This window comes from Pigmentiphaga litoralis, from assembly GCF_014651835.1.
Lineage (GTDB): Bacteria > Pseudomonadota > Gammaproteobacteria > Burkholderiales > Burkholderiaceae_B > Pigmentiphaga > Pigmentiphaga litoralis.
Genome location: NZ_BMXQ01000002.1, coordinates 268,575 through 292,991, shown reverse-complemented (window position 1 = coordinate 292,991; position 24,417 = coordinate 268,575). Strand labels below are relative to the sequence as shown.

The following is a 24,417-nucleotide window of genomic DNA, read 5'->3' as shown; positions in this document are numbered from 1 at the left end:
GGACGACCCTCCGCGATTGCATCCCCCGCGGCGCGCTCCTGAAAGTCCTTACGGCGGGTTGCCTCATGGCCCTTGCCGCTTGCGCCCCCCTCCCCCCTGCCAATCCCGGTGACACCTCGTCCGCTGACACGTCGGCGAACACTGAAGCGATGTCCAGCGTGGCCGACCTGCCCAACGTGCCGGCCAATCCGCGCGTCGCGGCGGCGACTCAGGGCCGCCGGCTCGACTCGCCGCTGATCAAGCAGGTGGCCCCGACCGGCTTGTCGCCGCTGGTGGTGGACCTGACCGTGGCCCCGACCGATGTCTGGACCCGCATCCGCCGCAGCTTTGCCGTGCCGAACATCGACACGCCGCTGGTGCGCGAATGGGAAAACTTCTACGCCAGCAAGCCGGAATACCTGCAGCGCACGGCGCAGCGAGCCGGCAAATATCTGTACTACATCATTGAAGAGATCGATCAGCGCGGCATGCCCAGCGAACTGGCGCTACTGCCCTTCGTGGAAAGCTCGTTCGATCCGTGGGCGCTCTCGCGCTCGCAGGCCTCGGGCCTGTGGCAATTCGTGCCGGCGACCGGCCGCGGCTACAACCTGAAGCAGGACTGGTGGCGCGACGAGCGCCGCGATCCGATCGCATCGACGAACGCCGCACTGGACTACCTGCAATACCTGTTCGAATTCCACGGCGACTGGCACTTGGCGCTGGCGTCCTACAACTGGGGCGAAGGTTCGGTCAAGCGCGCGATCGAAAAGAAGGCCGGGCAAGGCATGCCGACCGACTACCTGTCGCTCGATATGCCCGACGAAACCCGCAACTACGTGCCGAAGCTGCAGGCGATCAAGAACATCATCGCCAACCCCGCCAAGTTCAGCATCGTGCTGCCGACCATCGACAACCAGCCTTACTTTGTCACGGTCACCAAGAGCCGCAACATCGACGTGAAGCTGGCGGCGCAACTGGCCGAAATGCCGCTGGAAGAGTTCAAGGCGCTGAACCCGTCGTTCAACCGCGGCGTGATCCTGGGCCGGCATGAACCGACCCTGATCCTGCCGGCGGACCGCATCGGCGTCTTCGAAGCGAACCTGCTGGCGCACAACGGCGAACTGTCGTCGTGGCACACCCACCAGATGGCGCGCGGCGATACGCTGGCCAGCGTTGCCAAGCAATACCGCACGTCGGTGGCCACCCTGCGCAGCGCGAACGGCCTGGGGCCCAAGTCCTCGGTGTCGGCAGGCGACAGCCTGATCGTGCCGGTGGGCGCGGCAGCAGGCCAGCCGGCCATCATCGCGACCGCGGTTCCCGCCGCGGTGCGGCCAGTGGCGGCGCGCGGCACGGCTGCCGTGGGCAAGAAGGTGCATGTGCGCACGCACCGTGTCGGCAAGGGCGACAGCCTGTCGTCGATCGCCAAACGTTACGACACCACGGTGGATCAACTGCGCGCGCTGAACCGGATCAAGGGCAGCGCGGTGCAGATGGGCAAGACGCTGCAGATTCCGGGCACGGATTCGCGTAGCTGATCGGGTCTCGCACCGCAGATGAAAAGGGGCGATATCGCCCCTTTTTGTCGTCTGGACGCCGGGTCATTTTTGGCCTGCGGCCCGGGGGTGCGGTCTACTCCCCCGGGAGTTCAAACGCGGCGCGGTCGATGCCGTGGCGCTGCAGCTTGTCGTAGAAGGTCTTCCGGGGAATGCCCAGCGCCTGCAGGGTGGCCCGCACGTCGCCCCGATAGGTGGCCAGGGCGTCCCGGATCAGGCTGGCTTCATACCGTTCCATCCGCTGCGGCAGCGTTGCCCCGGCGTCACCGGTCTCGTCGGGCCGGATCCGCCCGCCTTCCATCCCCTCATCCGCCAGACCCAGCGCCACGCGTTCGGCAAAGTGCGCCAGTTCACGCACGTTGCCGGGCCAGCGGTGCGTGGCGAGGTAGTGGCGCACCCCGTCGGTCACGTCGGGCACGGGTATCTTGAAGCGGGCCGCGGCGCGCGACAGGAAGTAGGAAAAGAGCAGGCCGACGTCGTCGCGCCGCTCGCGCAGCGGGGGCAGCCGCAGCGTGACCACATTGAGCCGATGGAACAGGTCTTCGCGAAAGTCGCCGCGTTGCGCGGGGTCGCTCAGGTCGACCTTGGTCGCCGCCACGACGCGCAGGTCCACGGGGCGAACGTCGTTGGTGCCCAGCGGCGAGACCTCGCGCGCTTCCAGCACCCGCAGCAGCTTGACCTGCAGCATGGCCGGCATGCTTTCGATTTCATCCAAAAACAGCGTGCCCTTGTGCGCGTGCTCGATGCGCCCCACGCGCTTGCGCTGCGCGCCCGTGAAGGCCCCCGGTTCGTGACCGAACAGTTCGCTTTCGATCACGGCTTCGGGTAGCGCGCCGCAGTTCACGGCCACGAAGGCGTGTTCGCGCCGACGGCTGCTCCACTGGTGGAGCGCGGTGGCCACCACTTCCTTGCCGGTCCCCGTCTCGCCCTCGATCAGCACGTCGACGTCGGCATCGGCCAGGTGACGCACGGTGCGCCGCAGCCGCTGCATGGCGGGCGTGTCGCCAATGAGCGGCAGGGTGGCGCCGGCATCATGCGCAAGCTGTTTGAGCTGCCGGTTTTCAAGGATCAGGCGGCGTTTGTCCAGGGCGTTGCGCACGGTGGCGAGCAGCCGGTCAGCCGGATAAGGTTTCGGGATGAAGTCGTACGCGCCCTGGCGCATGGCTTCGACCGCCATGCCGATATCGCCGTGGCCGGTCACCAAAATGACGGGCAGGTCGGGATCGCGCTCGTGCAGCGCGCGAAACAGCTGCAGGCCATCGATGCCGGGCATGCGCACATCGGTCACCACGACCCCGGAAAAGTCGGCGGTCAGTAGATCCAGGGCGGCGCGGGCGTTGGGCAGCGCGGTGACTTCCATGCCGGCCAGTTCCAGGGTCTGGCTGTTGGCCTCGCGCAGGGCGGGGTCGTCGTCGACGAACACCACGCGCTGGGGACCGGGAGCGTTGACGGGGACAGGGGCGACGGGTGACATCATGATGGCCTTGCTCGCTGCAACAGCAGGGTGAAACGGGTACCGACGCCAGGCTCGCTATGCGCCTGCAGTTCGCCGCCGAAATCGGCCGCGATGTCCCGCGAAATGACCAGGCCCAGGCCCAGCCCGTTGGGTTTGGTGGTGGTGAAAGGCGTGAACAGGGCCGCCATGACGTCGGGGGCAATACCCGGGCCGTTGTCGGCAACGTCGATACGGACGCATTCAGTATTCGGGGCTGACGGGGCGCCATCGGCGTCGTGGTGCGGGGTCACGCTCACGCTCAGCACGATCTGCGCATCCGGCACACCTTCCAACGCATCCAGCGCGTTCTGCAGCAGGTTGACGAGCACCTGTTCCAGCCGCATTCGCTCGCCCATCACCCACACATCGTCCTCCGTGGCCGGCCGGATCAACGTCACACCCTGCCGATGCAGCGCGTTGCCGACCAGCAGCAAGGCGCCGTCGATTGCAGCGGCCACCCGGGTCGGCACGATGCCCGACCGACCCTTGCGCGAGAACGCGCGCAATTCATCGGTAATGGCGCCGATACGCTGCGTCAGGCCGGCGATGGACGCCAGATTGCGCCGCACCGGCTCGGTCTGCGCGCGATCCAGGAAAGTGGCGGCGTTGTCGGCAAAGCTGCGGATGGCGGCCACTGGTTGATTGATTTCGTGCGCCACGCCCGCCGTGATCTGCCCCAGAAACGCCAGCTTGTTGGCCTGCTCCAGTTCTTCCTGCAGCTGCTGCAAACCGGCTTCGGCGCGGCGCCGGTCGTCCATTTCGCTGACGAGGTGGGCGTTGGCGTCTCGCAGTTCGGCCGTGCGGGCGGCGACCCGTCGCTCGAGTTCTTCACGCACCGCGGTCTGCGCGGCAATGGCGTTGCGGGCAAGGTGCCGCCGGTGCAGCACCAGCCCCGCGGCAAAGACCGACAGCAGCACGATCAGCACGCCCACGGCCTGCGCCAGGGTGGCGGCGCGTGCCACCGGCTCTTGCGTCGGGCCCAGGAAATGGAAGGTCCACCGGGTGCTCGGCACAGGCAGGCTCACCTGCAGATACCGGTCTTCGCGGCCTGTGCCGGGCACGGTCGCCAGCACCCGTTCGGCGCCGCGGCGTTCGGGGTCGGTACGGATCGGCAGGGGTTGCAGCGGGGCATCGCCGAATTGCAGGCTCTCGCGCAGGCGGGCGCGGTCGCTGTCGGGCAGCGGGCCCAAGGTCATGAATTGCCAGGCGGGCACGGCGGACAGCAGCACCACACCATTCTCATCGGTGACGAAGGTCGGTTCGGGAAAGCGGCGCCAGTTGTCTTCGACGCCGTTGAACTCGACCTTGACCACCACCACGCCCAAAAGCAGGCCGTCTTTGTCCACCCGCCGCGTCAGGTACAGCCCGGGCCGCTGGCTGACATTGCCCAGCGCAAAATGCTCGGCCGCGCCCTTGGTGACGCCTTCCTGGAAGTAGGGGCGAAAGCCGTAGTCGCTGCCCACGAACGATGTCGGTTCGCGCCAGTTGCTGGCCGCCAGCGTGATGCCGGCCGGGTCGATCAGGTAGATCACGGCGGCGCCCGTGCCGGACTTCAACGCGAACAGCTTTGCATCAAGGGCCTCCAGTCTTGCAGGATCCCTGGTCCGCAAGGCGTCCTGCACTTCGACGTCCTGCGCCAGCACGAAAGGCAGGGAACGCTGCTTTTCGAGCTCGCTCATCAACACCGCCACCTTGAGGGCGGCTGAGTTCTGCGCCCGGGCGCGAACGTCGCTGACTGCCTGGTCCTCGCCCACTTGCGACGCCAGGAACAGCACCGCCGCCAGGGTGGCGATGGACGCGGCCGCGAAATAGCGCCATGCGCGGCGCTGCCGGGCCAGCAATGCGGGCGCGGAGGTCGCGAGCGACGAGTCGGGTTCTTGGGGCAGGGAGGGGGTCACAGGACGTGGACCGGAAAGGGCGCGTGCGGATTATCACACACGGACGCCGCCCGACGAGCGACATTCCGCACAACGGGCGTGGATTTACCGTATTACTACGTACCGAATCCCTTTAACTATCAACGGTTTAACGATATACGCGCTGCCTGGCACAGGCATTGCTAAATCACCCCATCGAATGCCGCTGGCACCGCCGGAAGGCACGAACAGTGAAAACAATGTGCTTGCAGGGCTGTCCCCAGGGATTGCTCGCCAAGCTCCAACACCTGGCAGGGGACATCCCAACATGATCGCACCACAACCCGTGGTGAGCGGCGCGCCCGCTCGCAAGAAAAAGCTCTATCAGCATCTGTATTTCCAAGTCATCTTCGCCATCACGCTGGGCATCCTGCTCGGCCACTTCTACCCGCAGCTGGGCGAACAGATGAAGCCGCTGGGCGATGCGTTCATCAAGCTGGTCAAGATGATCATCGCCCCGGTCATTTTCCTGACCGTGTCGACCGGCATCGCGGGCATGCAGGACCTGAAGAAGGTGGGACGCGTGGTTGGCAAGGCCATGCTCTATTTCCTGACCTTTTCGACCCTGGCGCTGATCATCGGCATGGTGGTCGCGAACGTCATCCAGCCCGGCCATGGCCTGCACATCAATCCGGCGTCGCTCGATGCGGCCAGCGTGGCAAGCTATTCGGCCAAGGCGCATGAACAGACCCTGACCGGCTTCCTGATGAACATCATCCCGAATACGGTCGTGGGCGCGTTTGCCGGTGGCGACATCCTGCAAGTGCTGTTCTTCTCGGTCCTGTTCGGCATCTCGCTCGGCGCGATCGGCGAGCGCGGCGCCCCGGTCATGAACTTCCTGACGGCGATCTCGGGCGCATTCTTCAAGCTGGTCTCGATCCTGATGAAGGCCGCCCCGATCGGCGCGTTCGGCGCCATGGCCTTCACGATTGGCAAGTACGGTATCGGCTCGATCGCCAACCTGGCGGCACTGGTGGCGACTTTCTATCTGACGTCGTTGCTGTTCGTGCTGGTCGTGCTGGGCGCGGTGGCCCGCTACAACGGCTTTTCGATCATCAAGCTGATCAAGTACATCCGCGAAGAACTGCTGCTGGTGCTCGGCACCAGTTCGTCCGAAGCTGCCCTGCCCACGTTGATGGAAAAGTTGGAACACGCCGGCTGCTCCAAGCCGGTGGTGGGTCTGGTCGTGCCGACAGGCTATTCGTTCAACCTGGATGGCACCAACATCTACATGACGATGGCCGCGCTGTTCATTGCGCAGGCCATGGACATCCAGCTGCCGATCGGCGACCAGATCCTGTTGCTGGCGGTCGCCATGCTCAGCTCCAAGGGCGCAGCCGGCATTACCGGCGCAGGCTTCATCACCCTGGCCGCCACGCTGTCGGTGGTGCCATCGGTGCCGGTGGCCGGCATGGCGCTGATTCTGGGCGTGGACCGCTTCATGTCCGAATGCCGCGCGCTGACCAACCTGGTCGGCAACGCGGTGGCGGCCATTGTCGTGGCCCGCTGGGAAGGCGAGCTGGACAAGGATCAGCTGGCGCTGACCTTGAGCGGCGAAAGCGTGTTCGTGCCCGACCACGCAACGTCGGGTCGTGACCCGGTGCCGGTGGGAAGCCACTGATCGTAGGTTGACCAGGCTGCGGTAGGCGCAGCCTGAATAAAAGCCGGCTCGGCTTTCCTGATAAGGGAAGTTCGAGCCGGCTTTTTTGTGGGCGGCGTCAGCCTGCGGGCGTCGCGCCTTCGGCCAGCATGCCCCGCAACTTCGCCCGGCGTTTTTCCAGATCGGCGATCTGGCGTTCGACTGACGCCAGACGCTTGCGCTGCACGTCGGACGTTTCCGGGCATGCCGCGGCGCCTTCGATCAACAGCATGCAATCCGGAAACGCGCGGATTTCGGCCAGGCTGAATCCGGTCGCGATCAGTCGCTGGATCTGCCTGACCTGCGTGACAGCGATGGGCGGAAAGGTCCGGTAGCCGTTACTTGCGCGGCCAGAGGCCAGCAGCCCGTGCTCGTCGTAATGACGGATCGCCCAGACACTGACGCCGGTGGCGTTGGCCAGGGCGCCGATGGACAGAGGGGGGAATCTGGCGGGTGAAGTCATGACGTCTCTCCTGCCACGAAGCATAGCAGCCCGGATGCGCTTGACCCTCACATGGGCGTGAGGGTCGACACTAGATTTTTTCCACATTCCAGGACGCATTCCATGGATCGCTCTGCCGCTCTTCGCCTTTTGCTTCACCCGCTGTGGCGCCCGCTTTGCCACCTGTTCGCCATGGCGGTCATGATGGCAGCCGTGGCCACCGCCCACGCCGCCGACACCCGGCAGTACACCGTGACCGCCCCCGACGGGCTGCCCATTGCCGTGCAGGAATCGGGCAACGCCGACGGACCGCCCATCATCTTCATCCACGGGCTGCTGGGCAGCCGCCTGAGCTGGGATGCGCAGGTCGACAGTCCGCTGCTCAGCCGCTACCGCCTGATCACGTTTGACCTTCGCGGCCACGGGCAATCGGGCAAGCCAGCATCCGCCGTTGCCTACACCGACGGGCGCCGCTGGGCCGACGACCTGCAGGCCGTGATCGCGGCCACCCAGGCGCGGCAGCCCGTTCTGGTGGGATGGTCCCTGGGCGCGGCTGTGGCAAGCAACTACCTGGCGGCCTATGGGGACGCGGGCATCGCCGGCGCAATCTATGTGGGTGGGGTCATTGAGCTGACGCCCACCACCATCGTGTCGCACCCTGACGTCTATCGCGACCTGGCGTCGCCAGACCTCAGGACCTGGCTGGACGCCCAACGCACTTTTGTCGCCCTGTGCTTTGCGACGCAGCTTGATCCCGTCACCTTCCAGCGCCTGCTGGCCAACGCGGCGATTGCCTCGCCCGTCCTGCAGGCCGCCGTCCCCACCATGTCCATTGCCGCCCGCGACGGCCTGGGCCGCATGACCAAACCGCTGCTGCTGATCTACGGCGCGCAGGACGCGCTGGTGCACGCCTTGCCGTCGATCGCGCGGGCCAGGGAGCTGAATCCCGCGGCAGCAAGCACGGTGTATGCGGCATCGGGCCACGCCCCTTTCGTGGAAGAGGCGGAGCGGTTCAATCGCGATGTAATGGAATTTGTAGAGGCGGCGCAGCGGCGATGACGCCGCCTGCTTTGGCGGAGGCATCAGATGGCAACAGGCATCAGCATCCTCAGACGAAGCTGAGCACGTCTGCCAGCGGCCGCCGCAGCTTTTGTGGCCAGTTGGCGGGGGTGCCAAAACCCGCCGAAGGTGGCGGTGCCCCGGTCGGCGCCGGTCACCCCACCGTGCAGGCGAAAAAAAAACCGTGGTGCGGACACCACGGTTTTCCTCTGTCGCGACAGGCTCACGCTTTTCAGCAGTTAAGCCTTCTTGACCTTCTCGAGCATCTTGAAGATGCCCTTCGGCGCGCCAACGAACAGGCGCTTGAAGGTCTTGCCGAGGCAACGGCGCTCGAGGGTGTTGCGACGTGTGCGCTTCTTTTCCGCCATGTCGTTCTCCAGAAATACATCGTTAAAACAGGCTGCCAGATCACAGACTGCCGAAAAAAGCAGGCCGCCAATCAAACTAACCTGCAGGCTGCTGCATCAGACTAACCTGCGATTCTAACGGTTTTTCAGTGCAACGGGGGGATGACGACAGGTTCGGCGACTGGAATCAAGCCGGCGGTGAGGTCAGACAGCAACTCGGCCGTCTGAACTTCGGCCTTGCCAAGGACGTGGGCCAGGGCCCGGTCGGTCTGGTGGCTGACCACGTGCCAGGTGTGGGCCGCGTCGGGCACCACGTTCACGGCAACCACCGATGCGCCGATGCTTCCCGCAATGACCACAACCGCGGCCAGGCGCAGGCTGCGCGGCGGCGGCGGAGCATCACCCAGCACGCGAGGCGGCACGTAGATGCCGGCTTCGACGCCGAGTGTTTCCGAGGGGGTCAGGGAACGGGTTTTCATGGATTCATCTTACTCGCCGCTCCGCCAAAGGACTGAGTCCTCAGGTGTTACCAAAGCTTGTCAGGCGTTGCCGAATGCTCTGCGGTGTGGCATTTTTCGCGCGGCCTTGTAACGGGCTACGATGGAAGGATTGCCGACGAGCCAACCGGCCCCATCTTGCACCCATGACGTCCGCCTCTACTCCCCCAGCAGTCTCCGACACCGCCCTCGACACCGACTCCGGCACATCCGATATCCAGGTCGTTGGCGCCCGCCAGAACAATCTCAAGAACCTGACCCTGACCATTCCCACCAACGAACTCGTGGTGGTGACCGGCGTATCGGGGTCGGGTAAAAGCTCACTGGTTTTCGACACGCTGTATGCCGAAGGGCAGCGGCGGTATGTCGAGACCTTCTCGCCCTACGCGCGCCAGTTCCTGGACCGGATGGACAAGCCGCAGGTGGACCGCATCGACGGGATTCCACCGGCGATCGCCATCGACCAGACCAATCCGGTGCGCAGTTCGCGCAGCACGGTCGGCACGATGACCGAGCTGAACGACCACCTGAAGCTGCTGTTTGCGCGCGCGGCCACGCTGTATGACCGGCAGACCGCGCAGCCGGTGCGCAAGGACACCCCCGATTCGATCTACGACATGCTGGCCGACCGTGCCGCCAAGGCCGGCGATCCGCGGCTGGCGATCACGTTCCCGGTGCAGGTGCCGGCCAATTATGGCGAGGACGAGATCCGCGCCTTCCTGGAACGCCAGGGCTACACGCGGGTGCATGCCCGGCGCGCGGTGGGCAGCGGCAAGGACGCGGCGCAGATCCTGGACGTGGTGCAGGATCGCCTGCGGATGGGCAGCGCCGAGCGCGCCCGTGTGATGGAAGCGCTGGATGCCGCGCTGCGCCTGGGCGCGGGCCGGGTCGACGTGCGCGTGCTGGGTGACGACGGCACCGACACGACCGTCTGGAAGTTCAGCGATGAACTGCACTGTGCCGACAGCGACATTTCGTATTCGGCGCCCACACCGAGCGCGTTTTCGTTCAATTCGCCGCTGGGCGCCTGCGAGGCGTGTCGGGGCTTCGGGCGGGTGATCGGTGTCGATTACGGGCTGGTCGTGCCGGACGTGAACAAGACCTTGCGCGGTGGCGCGGTCAAGCCGTGGCAGACCGCCAGCAACAAGGAATGCCAGGACGATCTGGTCAAGTACGCCGGCCGCGCGGGCATTCCGCTGGACGTGCCGTGGGCGCGCCTGACGGACGCGCAGCGCGAATGGGTGCTGAACGGCACGCCGGACTGGAAGGGCGCGAGCAACGCGTGGAAAAACCAGTGGTACGGCGTGAAGCGCTTCTTTGACTGGCTCGAGACCAAAGCCTACAAGATGCACATCCGGGTGCTGCTGTCGAAGTACCGCGCCTACACCCCGTGCGACGTGTGCCGCGGCTCGCGCCTGAAGCCCGATGCCTTGTTGTGGCGCGTGGGCAGCAAGGCCGACGCCGATGCCGTGCTGCCGCAGACCGACAGCAAGTACACGCGTTTTCGGCCCGTGCATGCGGCCTGGAGCGCGGCCACGCTGGCATCCCTGCCCGGCCTGAGCATCCATGACCTGATGATGTTGCCGATCGACCGGGTGCGCCGCTTTTGCGACGACCTGCAGTTCGATGGCGTGCTGGATGCCGCGACCGACCTGCTGCTGGAAGAAGTCCGCGCCCGCCTGAAGTTCCTGTGCGACGTGGGCCTGGGCTACCTGACCCTGGATCGCCAGAGCCGCACCTTGTCGGGCGGTGAAGTGCAGCGGATCAACCTGACGACTGCGCTGGGCACCTCGCTGGTCAACACGCTGTTCGTGCTGGATGAGCCGTCCATCGGCCTGCATCCGCGCGACATGAACCGCATTGTCGAAGTCATGCACCGCCTGCGCGACGCGGGCAATTCGCTCGTGGTGGTCGAACATGATCCGCAGGTCATGCTGGCCGCCGATCGGGTGATCGACATCGGCCCGGGTCCGGGCGAACGCGGCGGCAACATCGTGTTCAACGGCTCGCCGGCGCAGTTGCGCACGGCCAAGACCCTGACGGGCGATTACCTGTCGGGCCGCCGGCACGTGGCCGCGCCGCGTCCGATGCCGGTCACGGCCAGCACGCCGCGCCTGATCGTCGAAGGCGCGCGCGAGCACAACCTGAAGAACGTGACCGTGGAATTCCCGCTGGGCCGTCTGGTGACGGTGACGGGGGTATCCGGCTCAGGCAAGTCGACACTGGTGCAGGACGTGCTGTATCCCGCCCTGCTCAAGCTCAAGGGCAAGCCCACCGAAACCCCTGGCGCGCACGACCGCATCCTGGGTGACGACTGGCTGGTGGACGTGGTGATGGTGGACCAGTCGCAGATCGGCAAGACGGCGCGGTCCAACCCGGCCAGCTACGTGGGCGCCTTTGATGGCATCCGCAAGATCTTTGCGCAGGCGCGCCTGTCGAAGGAACGCAATTACACGGCCGGCATGTTCAGCTTCAACGCGGGCGACGGGCGCTGCCCGACCTGCGGCGGCACGGGCTTCGAACACGTGGAAATGCAGTTCCTGTCCGACGTGTACATCCGCTGCCCGGATTGTGATGGCACGCGCTTTCGCGCCGAAGTGCGCGAAGTGACGGTGGAACGCAATGGCCGCGCGGCATCGATTTCCGACGTGCTGGACATGACCGTGACCGAAGCCCTGCAGTTCTTTGCAGGCGAGCGCGACGTGCAGTATGGCCTTGCGCCGTTGGCTGACGTGGGCCTGGAATACCTGCGCCTGGGGCAACCGGTGCCGACCCTGTCGGGGGGCGAAGCGCAGCGCCTGAAACTGGCGGGCCACCTGGCCGAGGCAGCCCGGTCGGGCATTTCGACCATGGGGGCCAAGCTGTCGAAAAAGGGCAGCCTGTTCCTGTTCGACGAGCCGACCACCGGTCTGCACTTCGACGACATTGCGCGCCTGATGGGCGCCTTCCGCAAGCTGCTGGCCGCGGGCCACACGCTGATCGTGATCGAGCACAACCTGGACGTGATCCGTGCGTCGGACTGGCTGATCGACCTGGGTCCGGAAGGTGGCGATGCCGGCGGCGAGATCGTGGCCGTGGGCACGCCCGAGCAGGTCATGAACACGCCCGCATCGCATACCGGCCTGGCCCTGCGCGAGTACGAACACGAGATCGGCGCGCTGGATGCCAACCGGCCCGAGATGTCGCCCGACCTGACCCTGGCCGAGCGCATGGCGCCGTACGCCACCAGCCGCACCGAGATCGAAGCCGCCAGTCATCTGGCGGAAGACATTGCCGACGACCTGGGCGTGCCGCTGCAGAACGTGCTGACCAAGCGCCGGTCCACGGCTATCGAAATCAAGAATGCGCGCGAGCACAACCTGAAGGGCATCGACGTCGACATTCCGCACAACGTGTTCACGGTGATCACGGGCGTGTCGGGATCCGGCAAGTCGACACTGGCCTTCGACATCCTGTTCAACGAAGGACAGCGCCGCTATCTGGAGTCCTTGAACGCCTACGCACGGTCGATTGTGCAGCCCGCGGGCAAGCCGGACGTGGACGCGATTTTCGGCATCCCGCCCACTGTGGCGATCGAGCAGCGCACCAGCCGCGGCGGCCGCAAATCAACTGTCGCGACCATGACCGAGACGCATCACTTCATGCGGCTGCTGTACATGAAGCTGGGCACGCAGTACTGCCCGAACTGCGATGTGCCGGTCGAGCCGCAAACCTTCGATCTGATCGTGGATCGCATCATGCGCGAGTTGAAGGGCCAGCACATTGGCGTGATGGCGCCGCTGGTCACCGCGCGCAAGGGCTTCTACACCGACATGGCCAAGTGGGCGGCCAACAAGGGCCACTCGCACCTGCGGGTCGATGGCGCCTTCCTGCCGACCGCGCGCTGGCCGCGCCTGGACCGCTTCAAGGAACACAACATTGAGCTGCCGGTGGCCGACTTCATGGTTGATCCGGCCAATGAAGCGCAGCTGCGCAAGGCGATCGACGTTGCGCTGGAACATGGCAATGGCGTGATGAGCGTCGTGTGGCCGCTGGAGCGGCTGCGCGAGGCCATGGCCGCCGACAGCGCCGCGGCGGCGCCGTCGCTGGAACAACGCGTGTTTTCAGTCAAGCGTGCCTGCCCATGCTGCGGCCTGAGCTTTCCCGAGCCGGATCCGCGCATGTTCTCGTACAACTCCAAGCATGGCTGGTGCCCGTCGTGCTTTGGCACGGGCGTCAAGCTGGAAGGCTTCGACCACGAACAGACCGGTGAAGAAGCTGCCTGGAACGCCGCGTTCGAAGGCGAAGCGGTGGCCTGCCCGACCTGCGAAGGGCAGCGCCTGAACCGCAACGCCCTGGCCGTGCGCTGGCGCGGCAAGTCGATCGCGCAGATGGCGTCGCTGGCGGTGCGGGATGCGGGCAGCTTTTTCCAGAAGCTGGAAACCCATGGCCGCGAGGCCGAGATTGCCCGCGACATTCTGACCGAGCTGCGCAGCCGGCTCGACTTCCTGGAAGAAGTCGGGCTGGGCTACCTGGCGCTGGACCGCGCCGCGCCGACGCTGTCGGGTGGCGAGGCGCAGCGGATCCGGCTGGCCGCGCAACTGGGCTCCAACCTGCAGGGCGTGTGCTACGTGCTGGATGAGCCGACCATCGGCCTGCACCCGCGCGACAACCGCATTCTGCTGAATGCGCTGTCGCGGCTTGAAGGCAAGGGCAATACGCTGGTGGTGGTGGAGCACGACGAAGACACCATCCGCCGCGCGGCGCACGTGATCGATATCGGTCCGGGCGCCGGGGTGCGGGGCGGCCGGGTGGTCGCGCAGGGAACGGTCCAGGACATCATGGACAATCCCGATTCGCTGACCGGCAAGTATCTGCGGCATCCGCTCAAGCACCCGCTGCAGCCGCGGCGGCCGGTCGACGCCGACACGCCGTCGATCCAGGTCAAGGGCGCGCGCCTGCACAACCTGGCGAATGTCGAGGCCCGCTTCCCGATCGGCCGGTTGACGGTCGTGACGGGGGTGTCGGGGTCGGGCAAGTCGACGCTGGCGCGTGAAGTGCTGCTCGACAACCTGCATCGCGAAGTGGCAAACGCGGCCTTGCGCGAAGAAAAACGGACGAAGATGGCCTGGAAGGGCTGCGCCGGCATCACCGGATGGGAAACCATCGACCGGGTGCTGGAAGTGGACCAGACGCCGATCGGCAAGACGCCACGCTCCTGCCCGGCCACGTACGTGGGCTTCTGGGATACCGTGCGCAAGCAGTTTGCCGACACGCTGGAATCCCGCATGCGCGGGTGGACCGCGGGCCGCTTCAGCTTCAATACGGCCGGTGGACGCTGCGAGGTCTGCGAAGGCCAGGGCATGCGCACCATCGAGATGAACTTCCTGCCCGACGTGAAGGTGCCGTGCGATGCCTGCAATGGCGGCCGCTTCAACCGCGAAACGCTGGCCGTGCACATGCGCGGCAAAAGCGTGGGTGAAGTGCTGGGCATGGAAGTGGATGACGCGGTGGAGTACTTCGGCGCCCATCCGTCCATCCTGAATCCGCTGCTGCTGTTGCAAAGCGTGGGACTGGGCTACCTGACGCTGGGCCAGCCCTCTCCTACCCTGTCGGGCGGCGAGGCGCAGCGGATCAAGCTGGTGACCGAGCTGGCCAAGGCGCGCCTGGAAGACGGCACGATGCGGACCGGCCGCGGGTATCGCCAGCCGCATACCCTGTATGTGCTGGACGAGCCCACGGTGGGCCTGTCGATGGCCGACGTGGAAAAACTGATCCGCGTGCTGCATCGCCTGGTCGAAGCCGGCAACACGGTGGTCGTGATCGAGCACAATCTGGACGTGATTGCCGAAGCCGACTGGCTGCTGGACATGGGTCCGGAAGGCGGCAACGAAGGCGGGCAGCTGGTGATCGAAGGCACCCCGGAAGCGGTAATGGATTACCGTGACCAGTCCCATACCGGACAGGTGCTGCACGAGTTCATGGCGCAGCAGCAGGAGGCTTCGTGACATGCGTCCGCACCTGATCGAAACCCTGCGGGTGGAGGCCGATGGCCGCATGCCCTTGCTGCCGTGGCACATCGAACGGCTGGGGGCGTCATCGACCGCACTGGGGTACCGGTGGTCGATCGATGCGCCGCAACGCGCCATTGCGCGGGCCGCCGCGCCCCTGGCCGAAGGGGTGTCCCATCGCCTTCGGCTGCGGGTAAGTGATGACGGCGTCATCGACATCGAAACGCAGGTGCTGCCGCCCCTGCCTGTCACCCCGCGCGTGATGGTTGCCAGCCAGCAGCTGGTGTCCGACGAACCGCTGCTGCGGCACAAGACGACGCATCGGCCGTGGTACGCCGGCGCGGCGGCATGGATCGCGACGCATCCGGACCACTTTGACCTGCTCTATTTCAATGAACGGGACGAGCTGTGCGAAGGCAGCCGGTGCAACGTCTATCTGTTGATCGACGGGCAATGGGTAACGCCGCCGATCACGTCGGGTCTGCTGCCCGGCGCGCAGCGGGCGGCGTTGCTGGATGACGAGGCGGCGATAGAGGGTGTGCTGACGCGCGACGACCTGATGCGCGCGGAAGGCCTGCGGCTGTCGAATGCCTTGCGCGGTTGGTTCGATGTGACGCTGTTGCCGGGCGAGGTTGCGTAGCGATACCCAGGTCAGGCGGGCTCAGTTTGCCGCGGGCCGGCCGGCTTCATCCAGCAAGGCCTGCCAGGTGGCATTGAGGTCGGCGGCCGACCACCCGCCTGCCACCGTGCGCTGCACGCTGGCAGCCATCTCGGCAGGCGACACGCGCTGCAGCGGCGGACGCGGGCTGGCTGGATCGGCCGTGGCGTTCGCCATCAGGCCACGAAGGATGTCGAGCGGCGCACGCCGTTTGACGGTCGCTGCCAGCACGGTCGATTCACCCACCGAAAAGCCTTCATGCCAGCACCCGGCCGGCAGATAGAAGGTATCGCCCGGATTGAGCGTCTGTTCGACGAATGCGTCGGCGGGCGGACGCAGCAGGTCGCCCCACGGCAAGGGCAGGCTGTCGACGTCGGCCGGCATGGTGACGTCGAGCGGCGCGCCGCCCGGGATCGGCTCGGGCACATACCGCCACGTGTAGCGGCCGGCCACCTGAAAAATACAGATCGGCGTGCTGTGGATGCCAAGCGGATGCAATGACCGGTTCGGACACACGGCGCCATCGAGCTGCAGCGGTTGGGCCGAAGGCTGCACACTGCGATAGGCATCAAGAAACGCCTCGAGCCGGCCCTGTTCCGGCAGCTTTTCGGCCAGCACCGACATGCCGGCGCCCAGCATCCGCTGGATCTGCCCCGGCGCGATCGCCACATTCACCATCCACCCATCCACATCGACAAAGGACGCATGCAGCCGGCCCGCATCAACCGCCAGCGCGCAGAAGGTCCGACCATCGAACAGGCCGTCGAAACGCGCCGGTTCGCCCGTCAGGATCACCGCGCGGCGATCGAGGTGTTGATTCAGGAAATGCGGCGCCTTCACGTCATGAAGCAACGTGGTGAACACGGCGTCGGATAACCCGTCGAGGGTCGACACGGCAAGGGGCATCTGGACTGAGGGAATGAATCGGGCACGCCATGACGTGCGCCACCAGGAACGTCTAAAAGGGTCTCGCGAGAAGATCGTGCGCGAGCGATTGTCCTGGGCGTTGATGGTTGTTGATCATACAACGTGCCTCGTTCTTCAGCTCATCCTTGCTGCCGTATCTAGGGGCGTCATCGAAGGCGCCGGCGCCGATCGCGGCGCGTAGTGTTCGGGCAAGGTGGCCCACGCAAGCGCCGCCTGCCGCACGTCCCGCGGCGATGCATCGAACAGCCTCCGGAAGGCGCGGCTGAAGACCGCCTCGTTGTTGAAACACCAGTGTTCGGCGATATCGGAAATGCGACGATGGGCTTGCGCGGGCGACGCGATATCGCGGAAACAGGCGCGCAGCCGCTGATCGCGCACGTAGTGGGCAAAGCCGCCAAACGGCGCGAACAACCGGAACAGCGTGGACCGCGACAGCCCGAAGCGGTCGCACACCTGCTCGGCGTTCAGGTCGGGCCGCGTCAGGTTGGTGTCCACGTACCGCCGGATGCGGGCGAATGAAGCGGCGCGAACGGGCGACTCGTGCGCGCCCTGCGTCGGGCCCAGGCAGCCCGCGATCAGCGACGCCGATCCGAGCAGGACGCGCTGGGCATCGTCCTGCGTCAACTGCGGCAGGTTGCGCCACAGGGACTGCAGGTGCTCGCACAGCAGCCTGCCGGCGGGCGTGGCGCCGCTCAGCACGGTACCGTGGGCGCGGTCGGGCCGGGTCAGCAGCGGCTCGAGCAGGGTGCGCGGCAAGAGCAGCGACAGATGCCGGAAGGGTTTGCAGGTCGCATGCCAGGTGCGCGACAGATCGAAGATACCCACATCGCCCGGTGACACCTGGAAGGCCCGGCCATCGGTCACGCCGTGATAACCGCCTTCCAGACAGGTGTGCGCCATCAGGTGATCGACCTGGCTGCGGGCGATCGTGGTGCTGCTGCGCTGGCAATGCTGCGCGGCGGCAACGGCGTAGGAAATCAGGGCAGGCCCCAGATGCATGGCCGTCAGCTGCGCATGGAATCGGATCAGTTCGGCAGCCGATGGGCGCGACACGTCGTAGACTGGTGCCAGCATGTCCCGCCACCGGTCGAAAGCTTCCGCAGGCGAATGGAAATTGGCGCTGTCGAACCGCAGGGTCGGGGTGCAGAGGGCACTCCCATTCGGTGCGTCGTGCATGGCGCCCATCGTCAGCTGTCTCCCAGGCTCAACAACCAGCTTTCGATCAGGCTCTCGGTGTTCCAGCGCGAGACGCCAGGCACATGGCCAGTGCGGCCGCCGGACTTGGCGGCGGCATGCCGCAATTCGCGCGGCGACACGTCGAACTGGCGGCGGAACGCCCGGCTGAACGTGGCTTCATTGCCGAAACCCCAGCGCTGGGCGATATCGGCGATCCGCTGGCTGCCGGCATGCGGCGATGTCAGTTCGGTAAAGCAGCGGCGCAGGCGGCGCTCCTGGATGTAGCGCATGAAGCCGCCATAGGGCTCGAACAACCGGTACAGCGTCGGACGCGATACGCCAAAGCGTCCGCACACCCGTTCGGCATTCAGATCGGCGTCGCCCAGATTGCCTTCAATGAATCGTTTGATGCCAACCAGCGTGGCGGCGCGGATGTCGTCCATCGCCATCTCGCGCGCGTCGGCCGTCGGCCCGATACATGCCCCCATCAGTGACACGGTTCCCTGCATGATCGCCTCGGCTTCGTCGGCTCTCAGGTCGGCGGCGTTCTCGAACAAGGTGGTCAGGTGGTCGCGCAGCAAGGCGCCGGCGCCGGTGCCGGCGCGCAGGACCGTCCCATGGACGGCATCGGGCGAGGCAAGCAGCGGCGCCAGCATCTGGCGCGGGACGATGACGCTGATGTTCTCGAAGGCCTGCGCGCGTGTCTGCAGCGGCAGCGACATGTCCAGCACGCTGATATCGCCCGGGCCGACCACGACGCTCCGGCCATTGGCGTCTCCGTGATAGCCGCCCTGCCGGTACAACTGGACCAGATAGTGGTTGATGCCGTTGCGCGCGATGGTGCCGGGCGCGCGGCGGAAATGCTGCGCCGAGGCAGCAACCGATGCGAACAGGATGGGACCGGGATGATAGGAACGCACCTCGGCCGCAAAGGTGTCGACGTCATCGGGCGATGGCAAGGCCACGTCGAACAGGGGGGAGACCGCCTCACGCCACGCCCAGAACGCGTCATCACCCGACCCCAGGGCGGCCGTGTGGAAATGGTTGCTGTGAATCGTGTCGGGAAGGCGCGGCTCTGCCACGGGGTCGTCCTTGCAGCGTCGGCTGGACCGAAGTGGTTGCTCTGGCTCTTGTCACCAAATGTGAGCATAGCGCAAACATAAGGTAATAAAGCGTGGGCGATCACTTCCTTGACCTTCCTTCGCGCCGGGCGTTGCGCGCAGCACGACATGCCAAGGCGCCGCGGCCCGGGCCGCCCCGCTCAGGCCGGCTGCGAACCGCCGAACAGAAGGTGCAGCACTTCGTGCGCGGCGGCCAGCCCCATGGCTGCCGTCACGGTCACGATCGACCCGTAGCCGGCGCAAGACAGGCCCTGCAGGGCTTCAGCGCCCTCTGTACCGGGTTCCGCGGTCAGCGCGGCGTCGACCCACGCGGCAGGCAGGCGGACCGGCTGGTTCACCCACAAGGCGCGAATGTGCATTTTCGGGATGCGCTTGAGCGGCTTGCCCCCCGGCGTGGCGGCACGCGCAAAGCCGTGCTGGCGCCGCAGCTGGTTGCGGACCTTGGCAAGCAGCGCGTCATTCAGGGTTTCGGTGATGTCGGTCGCCCGCAGCGCCAGCGGGTTGGTCTTGCCGCCCGCGCCGCCACAGACCACGACGGGTACGTTATTGGCTTTGGCGAACAGGATCATGGCGACCTTGGCCGCGGCCTGGTCGGTGCAATCCAGGATGGCCGTCAGGGGGCCGGCCTGGGGGTCGCCGAGCAGGTCGGCGGCATTGTCCGGGGTCAGGAAATCGTCGACCCGGGTCAGGCGGCAATCCGGATTGATGGCCAGGATGCGCTCGGCCATGGCGTCGATCTTGGCCATGCCCAGGGTGTTTTCCAGCGCATGCACCTGGCGATTGATGTTGGACTCGGCCACGTGGTCGAGATCGATCAGGGTCAGTCCACCGATACCGCAGCGAGCAAGCGCTTCGGCGGCCCATGAACCGACGCCGCCCAATCCGACGACGGCCACGCGTGCGTTGGCCATCGTGTCGAGGGCGCGCTCGCCATGCAGGCGCGCAACGCCGCCAAAACGTCGCTCGCGGTCCAGCGGGAGGGTGTCTTCAGGGGTCATGCAAGGTCATCCAGGGTTGCCGGCGAAGGCGGATCGCGCCATGTTAGCAGCGCCGTGACGCGCGCCCTTCCCACCGCCGCAAGGCGCCGGGAGTAGAATGAACATGCTCAATATTCAGGATCGGGTCTTACGCTGTGGCCGAAGACGGTTCCCTACTCCAAGTGCCTGCAGGCACCGCGCAAGAGACTGCGCCCTCCTCCACACTCTCCAACCGCGGCGTGTACGTCTTTTGCGGCCTGGCGATCCTGAACCACTTTGCATTGACCGGCGGCCGCGTGACGGTCGCCCTCGGCTCGCTCAGCCAGGGCGCGTCGAGCTTCACGGTCGGCGTGCTGATGGCGCTGTTCGCGCTGCTGCCCATGCTGCTGTCGGTGCACACCGGCCGCTGGGTGGACCGGATTGGCGTGCGCCGGCCCATGCGGGTCGGCACCTTGCTGCTGATCTTCGGCAGCATGCTTCCTTTTGCCATCTCCCGCACCGAAGTGCTGTTCCTGTCGAGCTGTACGGTAGGCATCGGCTGCATGCTCTACATCATTGCCGCGCAGAACCTGATGGGCGCCAACATGCCGCCCGAGCGGCGCATCGTGAACTTCGCGCGGCTGTCGATATCCATGTCGATTTCCGGATTCAGCGGGCCGCTGGTGGCCGGGCTGGCCATCGATCATCTCGGCTACCGGTGGTCCTTCGGCATCCTGACGCTTGCGCCGCTGGCCGCATTGGTTGCGCTGATCCACTACCGGCGGCTGCTGCCGCGCACGCTCAACCTGGTGGCCCGCCAGGAAAACGCGCAGCTGAGCGACCTGCTCGCCATGCCGGTCATGCGCAAGATCCTGATCGCCACCCTGCTGCTGTCGGGCGCCTGGGACGTCAACGCCTTCATGATGCCGATCTTCGGCAACAGCATCGGCCTGTCGGCCACCACCATCGGCGTCATCCTGGCCACCTTTGCCGCCGCGACCTTCGTGGTGCGGATGATGCTGCCCTGGATCCAGCGCGCGCTTACGCCCTGGCAATTGCTGCGCACGGCCATGCTGTCGGCGGGCTCGGTCTACCTGCTGTTTCCGATGTTCACCCAGGTGCCGGTGCTAATCGGCCTTGCCTTCCTGCTGGGCCTGGCGCTGGGCAGCTGCCAACCCAGCCTGTTGGGCCTGTTGCATACCCACGCGCCGCTGGGCCGCGCGGCTGAAGCGCTTGGCCTGCGCATGGCCCTGATCAACGGCGGACAGTTCACGCTGCCCCTGACCTGCGGCGCACTGGGCGCCGTGGCGGGCGTCGGTCTGCCCTTCTGGACGATGGCGACCGGCCTGCTGCTGGGCGGCATCTTCAATGGACCGCCAAGGACTCCGCCTTGCTCGATCAAAGTACCGCCACACGACTAGATCCGGAACAACTCCTTGCCTCGATGGACCGCGCCCTGGCGCAGCGACCGCCGGGCGACGTCTGGGTATTCGGCTATGGCTCACTGATCTGGCGTCCGGGCTTCGCACCCGCCGGCCGGCGCATGGCCCGGGTGCGCGGCTACCACCGGTCCCTGTGCCTGTGGTCACGCATCAACCGCGGGTCGCCAGACGACCCTGGCCTGGTGTTCGGACTGGACCGGGGCGGCACCTGCCGGGGCGTTGTGCTGCAGGTGCCTGACGATGAGGTGCGCCCCGTGTTCCACGACTTGTGGCAACGCGAGATGCTGATGGATTCCTACCTGCCGCGGTGGCTGTCCTGCGCGACGCCCGACGGCGACGTCACGGCACTGGCCTTCGTCATCAACCGGCAGGCCAGCGGCTACACCGGGGAATTGCAGGAACAGCGTTTGCTCGACATCGTGCGGCGCGCACGGGGCCGATACGGTCCCTGCATGGATTACGTCATGGAAACCGAACAAGCATTGCGTGACTGCGGCATCCATGACCGGCGCCTGGAACACATCGTTGCGCAACTGCGGCAGGACCCGCACGCGGCGCTATAGTTGCCGGTGACGCTGTCGGCTGAGCGTGGATGATTCACACCCAACGCTCGATACCTGCGTCTGCAACTTCTTTACCGGGATTCCCAGCATGTCGCTAGCCGACCTTCGCAAGACCTACCAACAAGGCGCGCTGCATGAAGCGGACGCGCTGCCTTCACCGGTCGACCAATTCACCGCGTGGTTCGAACAGGCGCTGCAGGACAACCTGCTCGATCCCAACGCCATGACCCTGGCGACCGTCAAGGATGACGGCCGGCCCGCCGCGCGGATCGTGCTGCTCAAAGACTACGACGAACGCGGCTTCGTGTTCTACACGAACTACCACTCCAGCAAGGGCCACCAGCTCGACGGCCACCCATGGGCCAGTCTGCTGTTCTTCTGGGCGCCGCACGAACGGCAGATCCGCATCGAAGGCCGGGTCGAAAAGGTATCGGAAGAACAGTCCGATGCGTATTTCAAGAGCCGTCCGCTGGCTTCGCGGATTGGCGCCTGGGCGTCTGACCAGAGCACCGAAATCCCGCGCCGTGAATGGCTGCGCGAACGCGAAGCGGAATTTCGCGAGCGCCTTGGTGACGATCCGCCCCGGCCGGCGCACTGGGGTGGCTACCGCGTCGTGCCCGATCGTTTTGAATTCTGGCAAGGCCGCCCGTCCCGTCTGCACGACCGGCTGGCGTATGTGCGGGAAGGCGACGCCTGGCGCATTGCCCGTCTGTCGCCTTGAACTCCAGCGGGAATTCGCCTGCCGCCCCGACCACGGCACCGAGCCTGGTAGCGCCGTGACGCGGTCGCGATAACGAGCGCAATGACAGACGCATAACGGGCGCATAACAGGCACATATCGGGGCGCATACCGGGCGCATACCAGACGAATTACCGGCGAATCACCCAGCGGGGGGCCATCTCCCTTTTCCGCGCGCGCCAATACATAAGCAAAAAGTTATGTGTCATACATAAGCACGAAGTTATGAATCAGACGTCTTTCTTCGAAGTGGGTACCCCCGGCGACCCGGCCGCGGATGCGGATGCTGACGCCACCTCTGCCGCACCGGCGAAAAAACGCCGGGCGCGCGGCGCCGCGACCGAAGTTCCGCCCGCCGATCACGACGACGACCTGCGCGCCTTGGGCGCCGATCTGCCGGGGGACATCCACCTGGGCACGTCGTCCTGGGCCTTTCCGGGCTGGCGCGGCCTGGTCTACGGGGACGACGCCAGCGAAACGCTGTTGTCGCGCGAAGGGCTGCGCGCCTACGGCCAGCATCCCTTGCTGCGCAGCGTGAGCCTGGACCGGACCTTCTATGCGCCGATTTCCGAAGCGCAGTACGCCACCTACGCGAGCCAGGTGCCCGATGGTTTCCGGTTCGTGGTCAAGGCGCCGAATCTGGTAACCGATGCCGTGCTGCGTCAGGACAAGGGCACGCCTACCGGTCCGAACCCCAGCTTTCTGGATGCGGCCATTGCCACCGAGCATTTCGTGACGCCGTGTCTGGCAGGCCTGGGAGCCAAAGCCGGCCCGCTGGTGTTCCAGTTTTCGCCATTGCCGATGGATGTGCTGGCCGACCCGGCAGGATGGGTCGACCGCCTGGAAGCCTTTCTGGCCGCGCTGCCGCGGCTGCCTGCCTCGGACGCCGCGCAGCACGGGTTTTATGCGGTGGAGTTTCGTGATGCCGATGTCGTCACGCCGCGCATGATGAAGATGCTGGCGCGGCGCGATGCGCGTTATTGCGTCGCCATCCACAGCCGCATGCCCCCTGCCGCGCGCCAGTTGCAGGCCGTGGCCGCGACCGGGCCGGGGCCGCTCGTGGTCCGGTGGAATCTGCTGGCCGGGCAGCGGTATGAAGCCGCCAAGTCCCGGTTCAAGCCGTTCGACAAACTGGTCGTGCCGGATCCCGATACTCGCAACGCGCTGGCCGAGGCGGCTGCCATTGCCCACCAGTCCGGCAAGCCCGTCTGGATCGTTGCCAACAACAAGGCCGAGGGCAGCGCGCCGCTGACGATCGAAGCGCTTGCCAGGGAAATCACGGCGCGCCGGCGCACGCGCTAAAATCGAGATCTCTCAGCCAACCTGACGTCGCTGCGCATCCCAGGGATGTGTCGCGCACCCGCCCTGGATGCCCGCTGCCCCACCGGATTTCGATTCCACCGACTTTCGCGCTGCCCTTGGACGCTTTGCGACCGGCGTGACGCTGGTCACGGCCATTGGCGCCGATGGACAGCCTGTCGGGTTGACCGTCAGTTCGTTCAATTCCGTCTCGCTGGCCCCGCCTCTGGTGCTGTGGAGCCTGACGCTGACGTCCAGCTCGTTCCGCACGATGGAAGCCTGCCAGCACTATGCGATCAATGTGCTGGCCGCCGATCAGCTAGAACTGGCCAAACGTTTCGCCACCCGCAAGGGGGCCGACCGCTACACCGACGTGCCGTGGCGGCCCGGTGCGAACGGCGCCCCCTTGATCGACGGCTGCACCGCCTGGTTCGAGTGTTTCAACCGCAGCCAGTATCGTGAAGGCGACCACTGCATTTTTGTGGGCGAAGTCGAACACTGCGGGCACACACCGGCCATGCCGCTGGTGTTTCACGCGGGCGATTTTGACCTGACGCCCCAGCCGGCGCGCGCCGCCGACACGCCGGCCTGACCGCAGGCTTTTCCATGTCGGCTTGCT

19 protein-coding genes are annotated in these 24,417 nt (G+C 66.1%); 11 read left to right on the top strand and 8 right to left on the bottom strand.

Annotation, left to right across the window (positions count from 1 at the left end):
* The first annotated feature begins 65 nt into the window (after positions 1-65).
* Entirely contained in the window at positions 66-1,514 is a 1,449-nt protein-coding gene (locus IE116_RS19845; RefSeq protein WP_229828566.1) for a LysM peptidoglycan-binding domain-containing protein, read from the top strand.
* 94 nt (positions 1,515-1,608) lie between these two features.
* Here IE116_RS19845 and IE116_RS19840 read toward each other — a convergent pair whose 3' ends face one another.
* Positions 1,609-3,006, bottom strand: coding sequence for a sigma-54-dependent transcriptional regulator (locus IE116_RS19840; protein ID WP_189615794.1), 1,398 nt, complete (start codon positions 3,004-3,006; stop codon positions 1,609-1,611).
* On the bottom strand, positions 3,006-4,925 hold the full coding sequence (locus IE116_RS19835; protein ID WP_229828564.1) for a sensor histidine kinase: 1,920 nt from the start codon (positions 4,923-4,925) through the stop codon (positions 3,006-3,008). The genes IE116_RS19840 and IE116_RS19835 overlap by 1 nt, the downstream gene beginning before the upstream one ends.
* Before the next feature lie 286 nt (positions 4,926-5,211).
* Here IE116_RS19835 and IE116_RS19830 point away from each other — a divergent pair, with 286 nt between their 5' ends.
* The gene (locus IE116_RS19830) at positions 5,212-6,564 is read left to right on the top strand and encodes a dicarboxylate/amino acid:cation symporter (RefSeq protein ID WP_189614989.1); all 1,353 of its coding nucleotides are present in this window, start codon (positions 5,212-5,214) and stop codon (positions 6,562-6,564) included.
* Between the two features lie 97 nt (positions 6,565-6,661).
* Here IE116_RS19830 and IE116_RS19825 read toward each other — a convergent pair whose 3' ends face one another.
* On the bottom strand, positions 6,662-7,045 hold the full coding sequence (locus IE116_RS19825; RefSeq protein WP_189614988.1) for a MerR family transcriptional regulator: 384 nt from the start codon (positions 7,043-7,045) through the stop codon (positions 6,662-6,664).
* A gap of 102 nt (positions 7,046-7,147) precedes the next feature.
* Here IE116_RS19825 and IE116_RS19820 point away from each other — a divergent pair, with 102 nt between their 5' ends.
* Together IE116_RS19820 and IE116_RS19815 are read left to right on the top strand one after the other, a co-directional pair.
* Positions 7,148-8,083: an alpha/beta fold hydrolase gene (locus IE116_RS19820; RefSeq protein WP_373303067.1), complete on the top strand. Its 936-nt coding sequence runs from the start codon at positions 7,148-7,150 to the stop codon at positions 8,081-8,083.
* The gene (locus IE116_RS19815; RefSeq protein WP_189615908.1) at positions 8,080-8,556 is read left to right on the top strand and encodes a hypothetical protein; all 477 of its coding nucleotides are present in this window, start codon (positions 8,080-8,082) and stop codon (positions 8,554-8,556) included. Before IE116_RS19820 ends, IE116_RS19815 begins: the two co-directional genes overlap by 4 nt.
* Positions 8,557-8,576: 20 nt before the next feature.
* Here IE116_RS19815 and IE116_RS19810 read toward each other — a convergent pair whose 3' ends face one another.
* A complete protein-coding gene (locus tag IE116_RS19810; protein WP_189614987.1) occupies positions 8,577-8,909 on the bottom strand; it encodes a hypothetical protein in 333 nt (110 codons plus the stop codon).
* A gap of 164 nt (positions 8,910-9,073) precedes the next feature.
* On the opposite strand from IE116_RS19810, the gene uvrA reads away from it, so the two are divergent.
* Positions 9,074-14,914 (top strand): excinuclease ABC subunit UvrA, encoded by a 5,841-nt coding sequence (gene uvrA / locus IE116_RS19805; RefSeq protein ID WP_189614986.1) that lies wholly within the window; start codon positions 9,074-9,076, stop codon positions 14,912-14,914.
* A 1-nt stretch (position 14,915) separates the two neighbouring features.
* Complete coding sequence (locus tag IE116_RS19800) at positions 14,916-15,557, top strand: aminotransferase class IV (protein WP_189614985.1); 642 nt, start codon at positions 14,916-14,918, stop codon at positions 15,555-15,557.
* Positions 15,558-15,578: 21 nt separating this feature from the next.
* On the opposite strand, the gene IE116_RS19795 is transcribed toward IE116_RS19800, so the two are convergent.
* The 4 genes from IE116_RS19795 to IE116_RS19780 form a co-directional block, all read right to left on the bottom strand.
* Positions 15,579-16,481 carry a JmjC domain-containing protein gene (locus IE116_RS19795; protein ID WP_189614984.1) on the bottom strand — a complete coding sequence of 301 codons (903 nt, stop codon included), beginning with the start codon at positions 16,479-16,481 and terminating at the stop codon, positions 15,579-15,581.
* Positions 16,482-16,616: 135 nt separating this feature from the next.
* Complete coding sequence (locus IE116_RS19790; protein ID WP_189614983.1) at positions 16,617-17,576, bottom strand: AraC-like ligand-binding domain-containing protein; 960 nt, start codon at positions 17,574-17,576, stop codon at positions 16,617-16,619.
* A gap of 113 nt (positions 17,577-17,689) precedes the next feature.
* A complete protein-coding gene (locus IE116_RS19785; protein ID WP_189614982.1) occupies positions 17,690-18,760 on the bottom strand; it encodes a helix-turn-helix domain-containing protein in 1,071 nt (356 codons plus the stop codon).
* A 179-nt stretch (positions 18,761-18,939) separates the two neighbouring features.
* A complete protein-coding gene (locus IE116_RS19780) occupies positions 18,940-19,797 on the bottom strand; it encodes a tRNA threonylcarbamoyladenosine dehydratase (protein ID WP_189614981.1) in 858 nt (285 codons plus the stop codon).
* Between the two features lie 161 nt (positions 19,798-19,958).
* On the opposite strand from IE116_RS19780, the gene IE116_RS19775 reads away from it, so the two are divergent.
* The 5 genes from IE116_RS19775 to IE116_RS19755 all read left to right on the top strand — a co-directional run bounded on the left by IE116_RS19775 (position 19,959) and on the right by IE116_RS19755 (position 24,390).
* Positions 19,959-21,176: an MFS transporter gene (locus tag IE116_RS19775; protein ID WP_189614980.1), complete on the top strand. Its 1,218-nt coding sequence runs from the start codon at positions 19,959-19,961 to the stop codon at positions 21,174-21,176.
* On the top strand, positions 21,146-21,760 hold the full coding sequence (locus IE116_RS19770) for a gamma-glutamylcyclotransferase (RefSeq protein ID WP_229828562.1): 615 nt from the start codon (positions 21,146-21,148) through the stop codon (positions 21,758-21,760). The genes IE116_RS19775 and IE116_RS19770 overlap by 31 nt, the downstream gene beginning before the upstream one ends.
* Positions 21,761-21,848: 88 nt before the next feature.
* Positions 21,849-22,481 (top strand): pyridoxamine 5'-phosphate oxidase, encoded by a 633-nt coding sequence (pdxH, locus tag IE116_RS19765; protein ID WP_189614979.1) that lies wholly within the window; start codon positions 21,849-21,851, stop codon positions 22,479-22,481.
* Positions 22,482-22,724: 243 nt separating this feature from the next.
* On the top strand, positions 22,725-23,801 hold the full coding sequence (locus tag IE116_RS19760) for a DUF72 domain-containing protein (RefSeq protein ID WP_189614978.1): 1,077 nt from the start codon (positions 22,725-22,727) through the stop codon (positions 23,799-23,801).
* A gap of 67 nt (positions 23,802-23,868) precedes the next feature.
* Entirely contained in the window at positions 23,869-24,390 is a 522-nt protein-coding gene (locus tag IE116_RS19755; RefSeq protein WP_189614977.1) for a flavin reductase family protein, read from the top strand.
* Positions 24,391-24,417 lie beyond the last annotated feature (27 nt).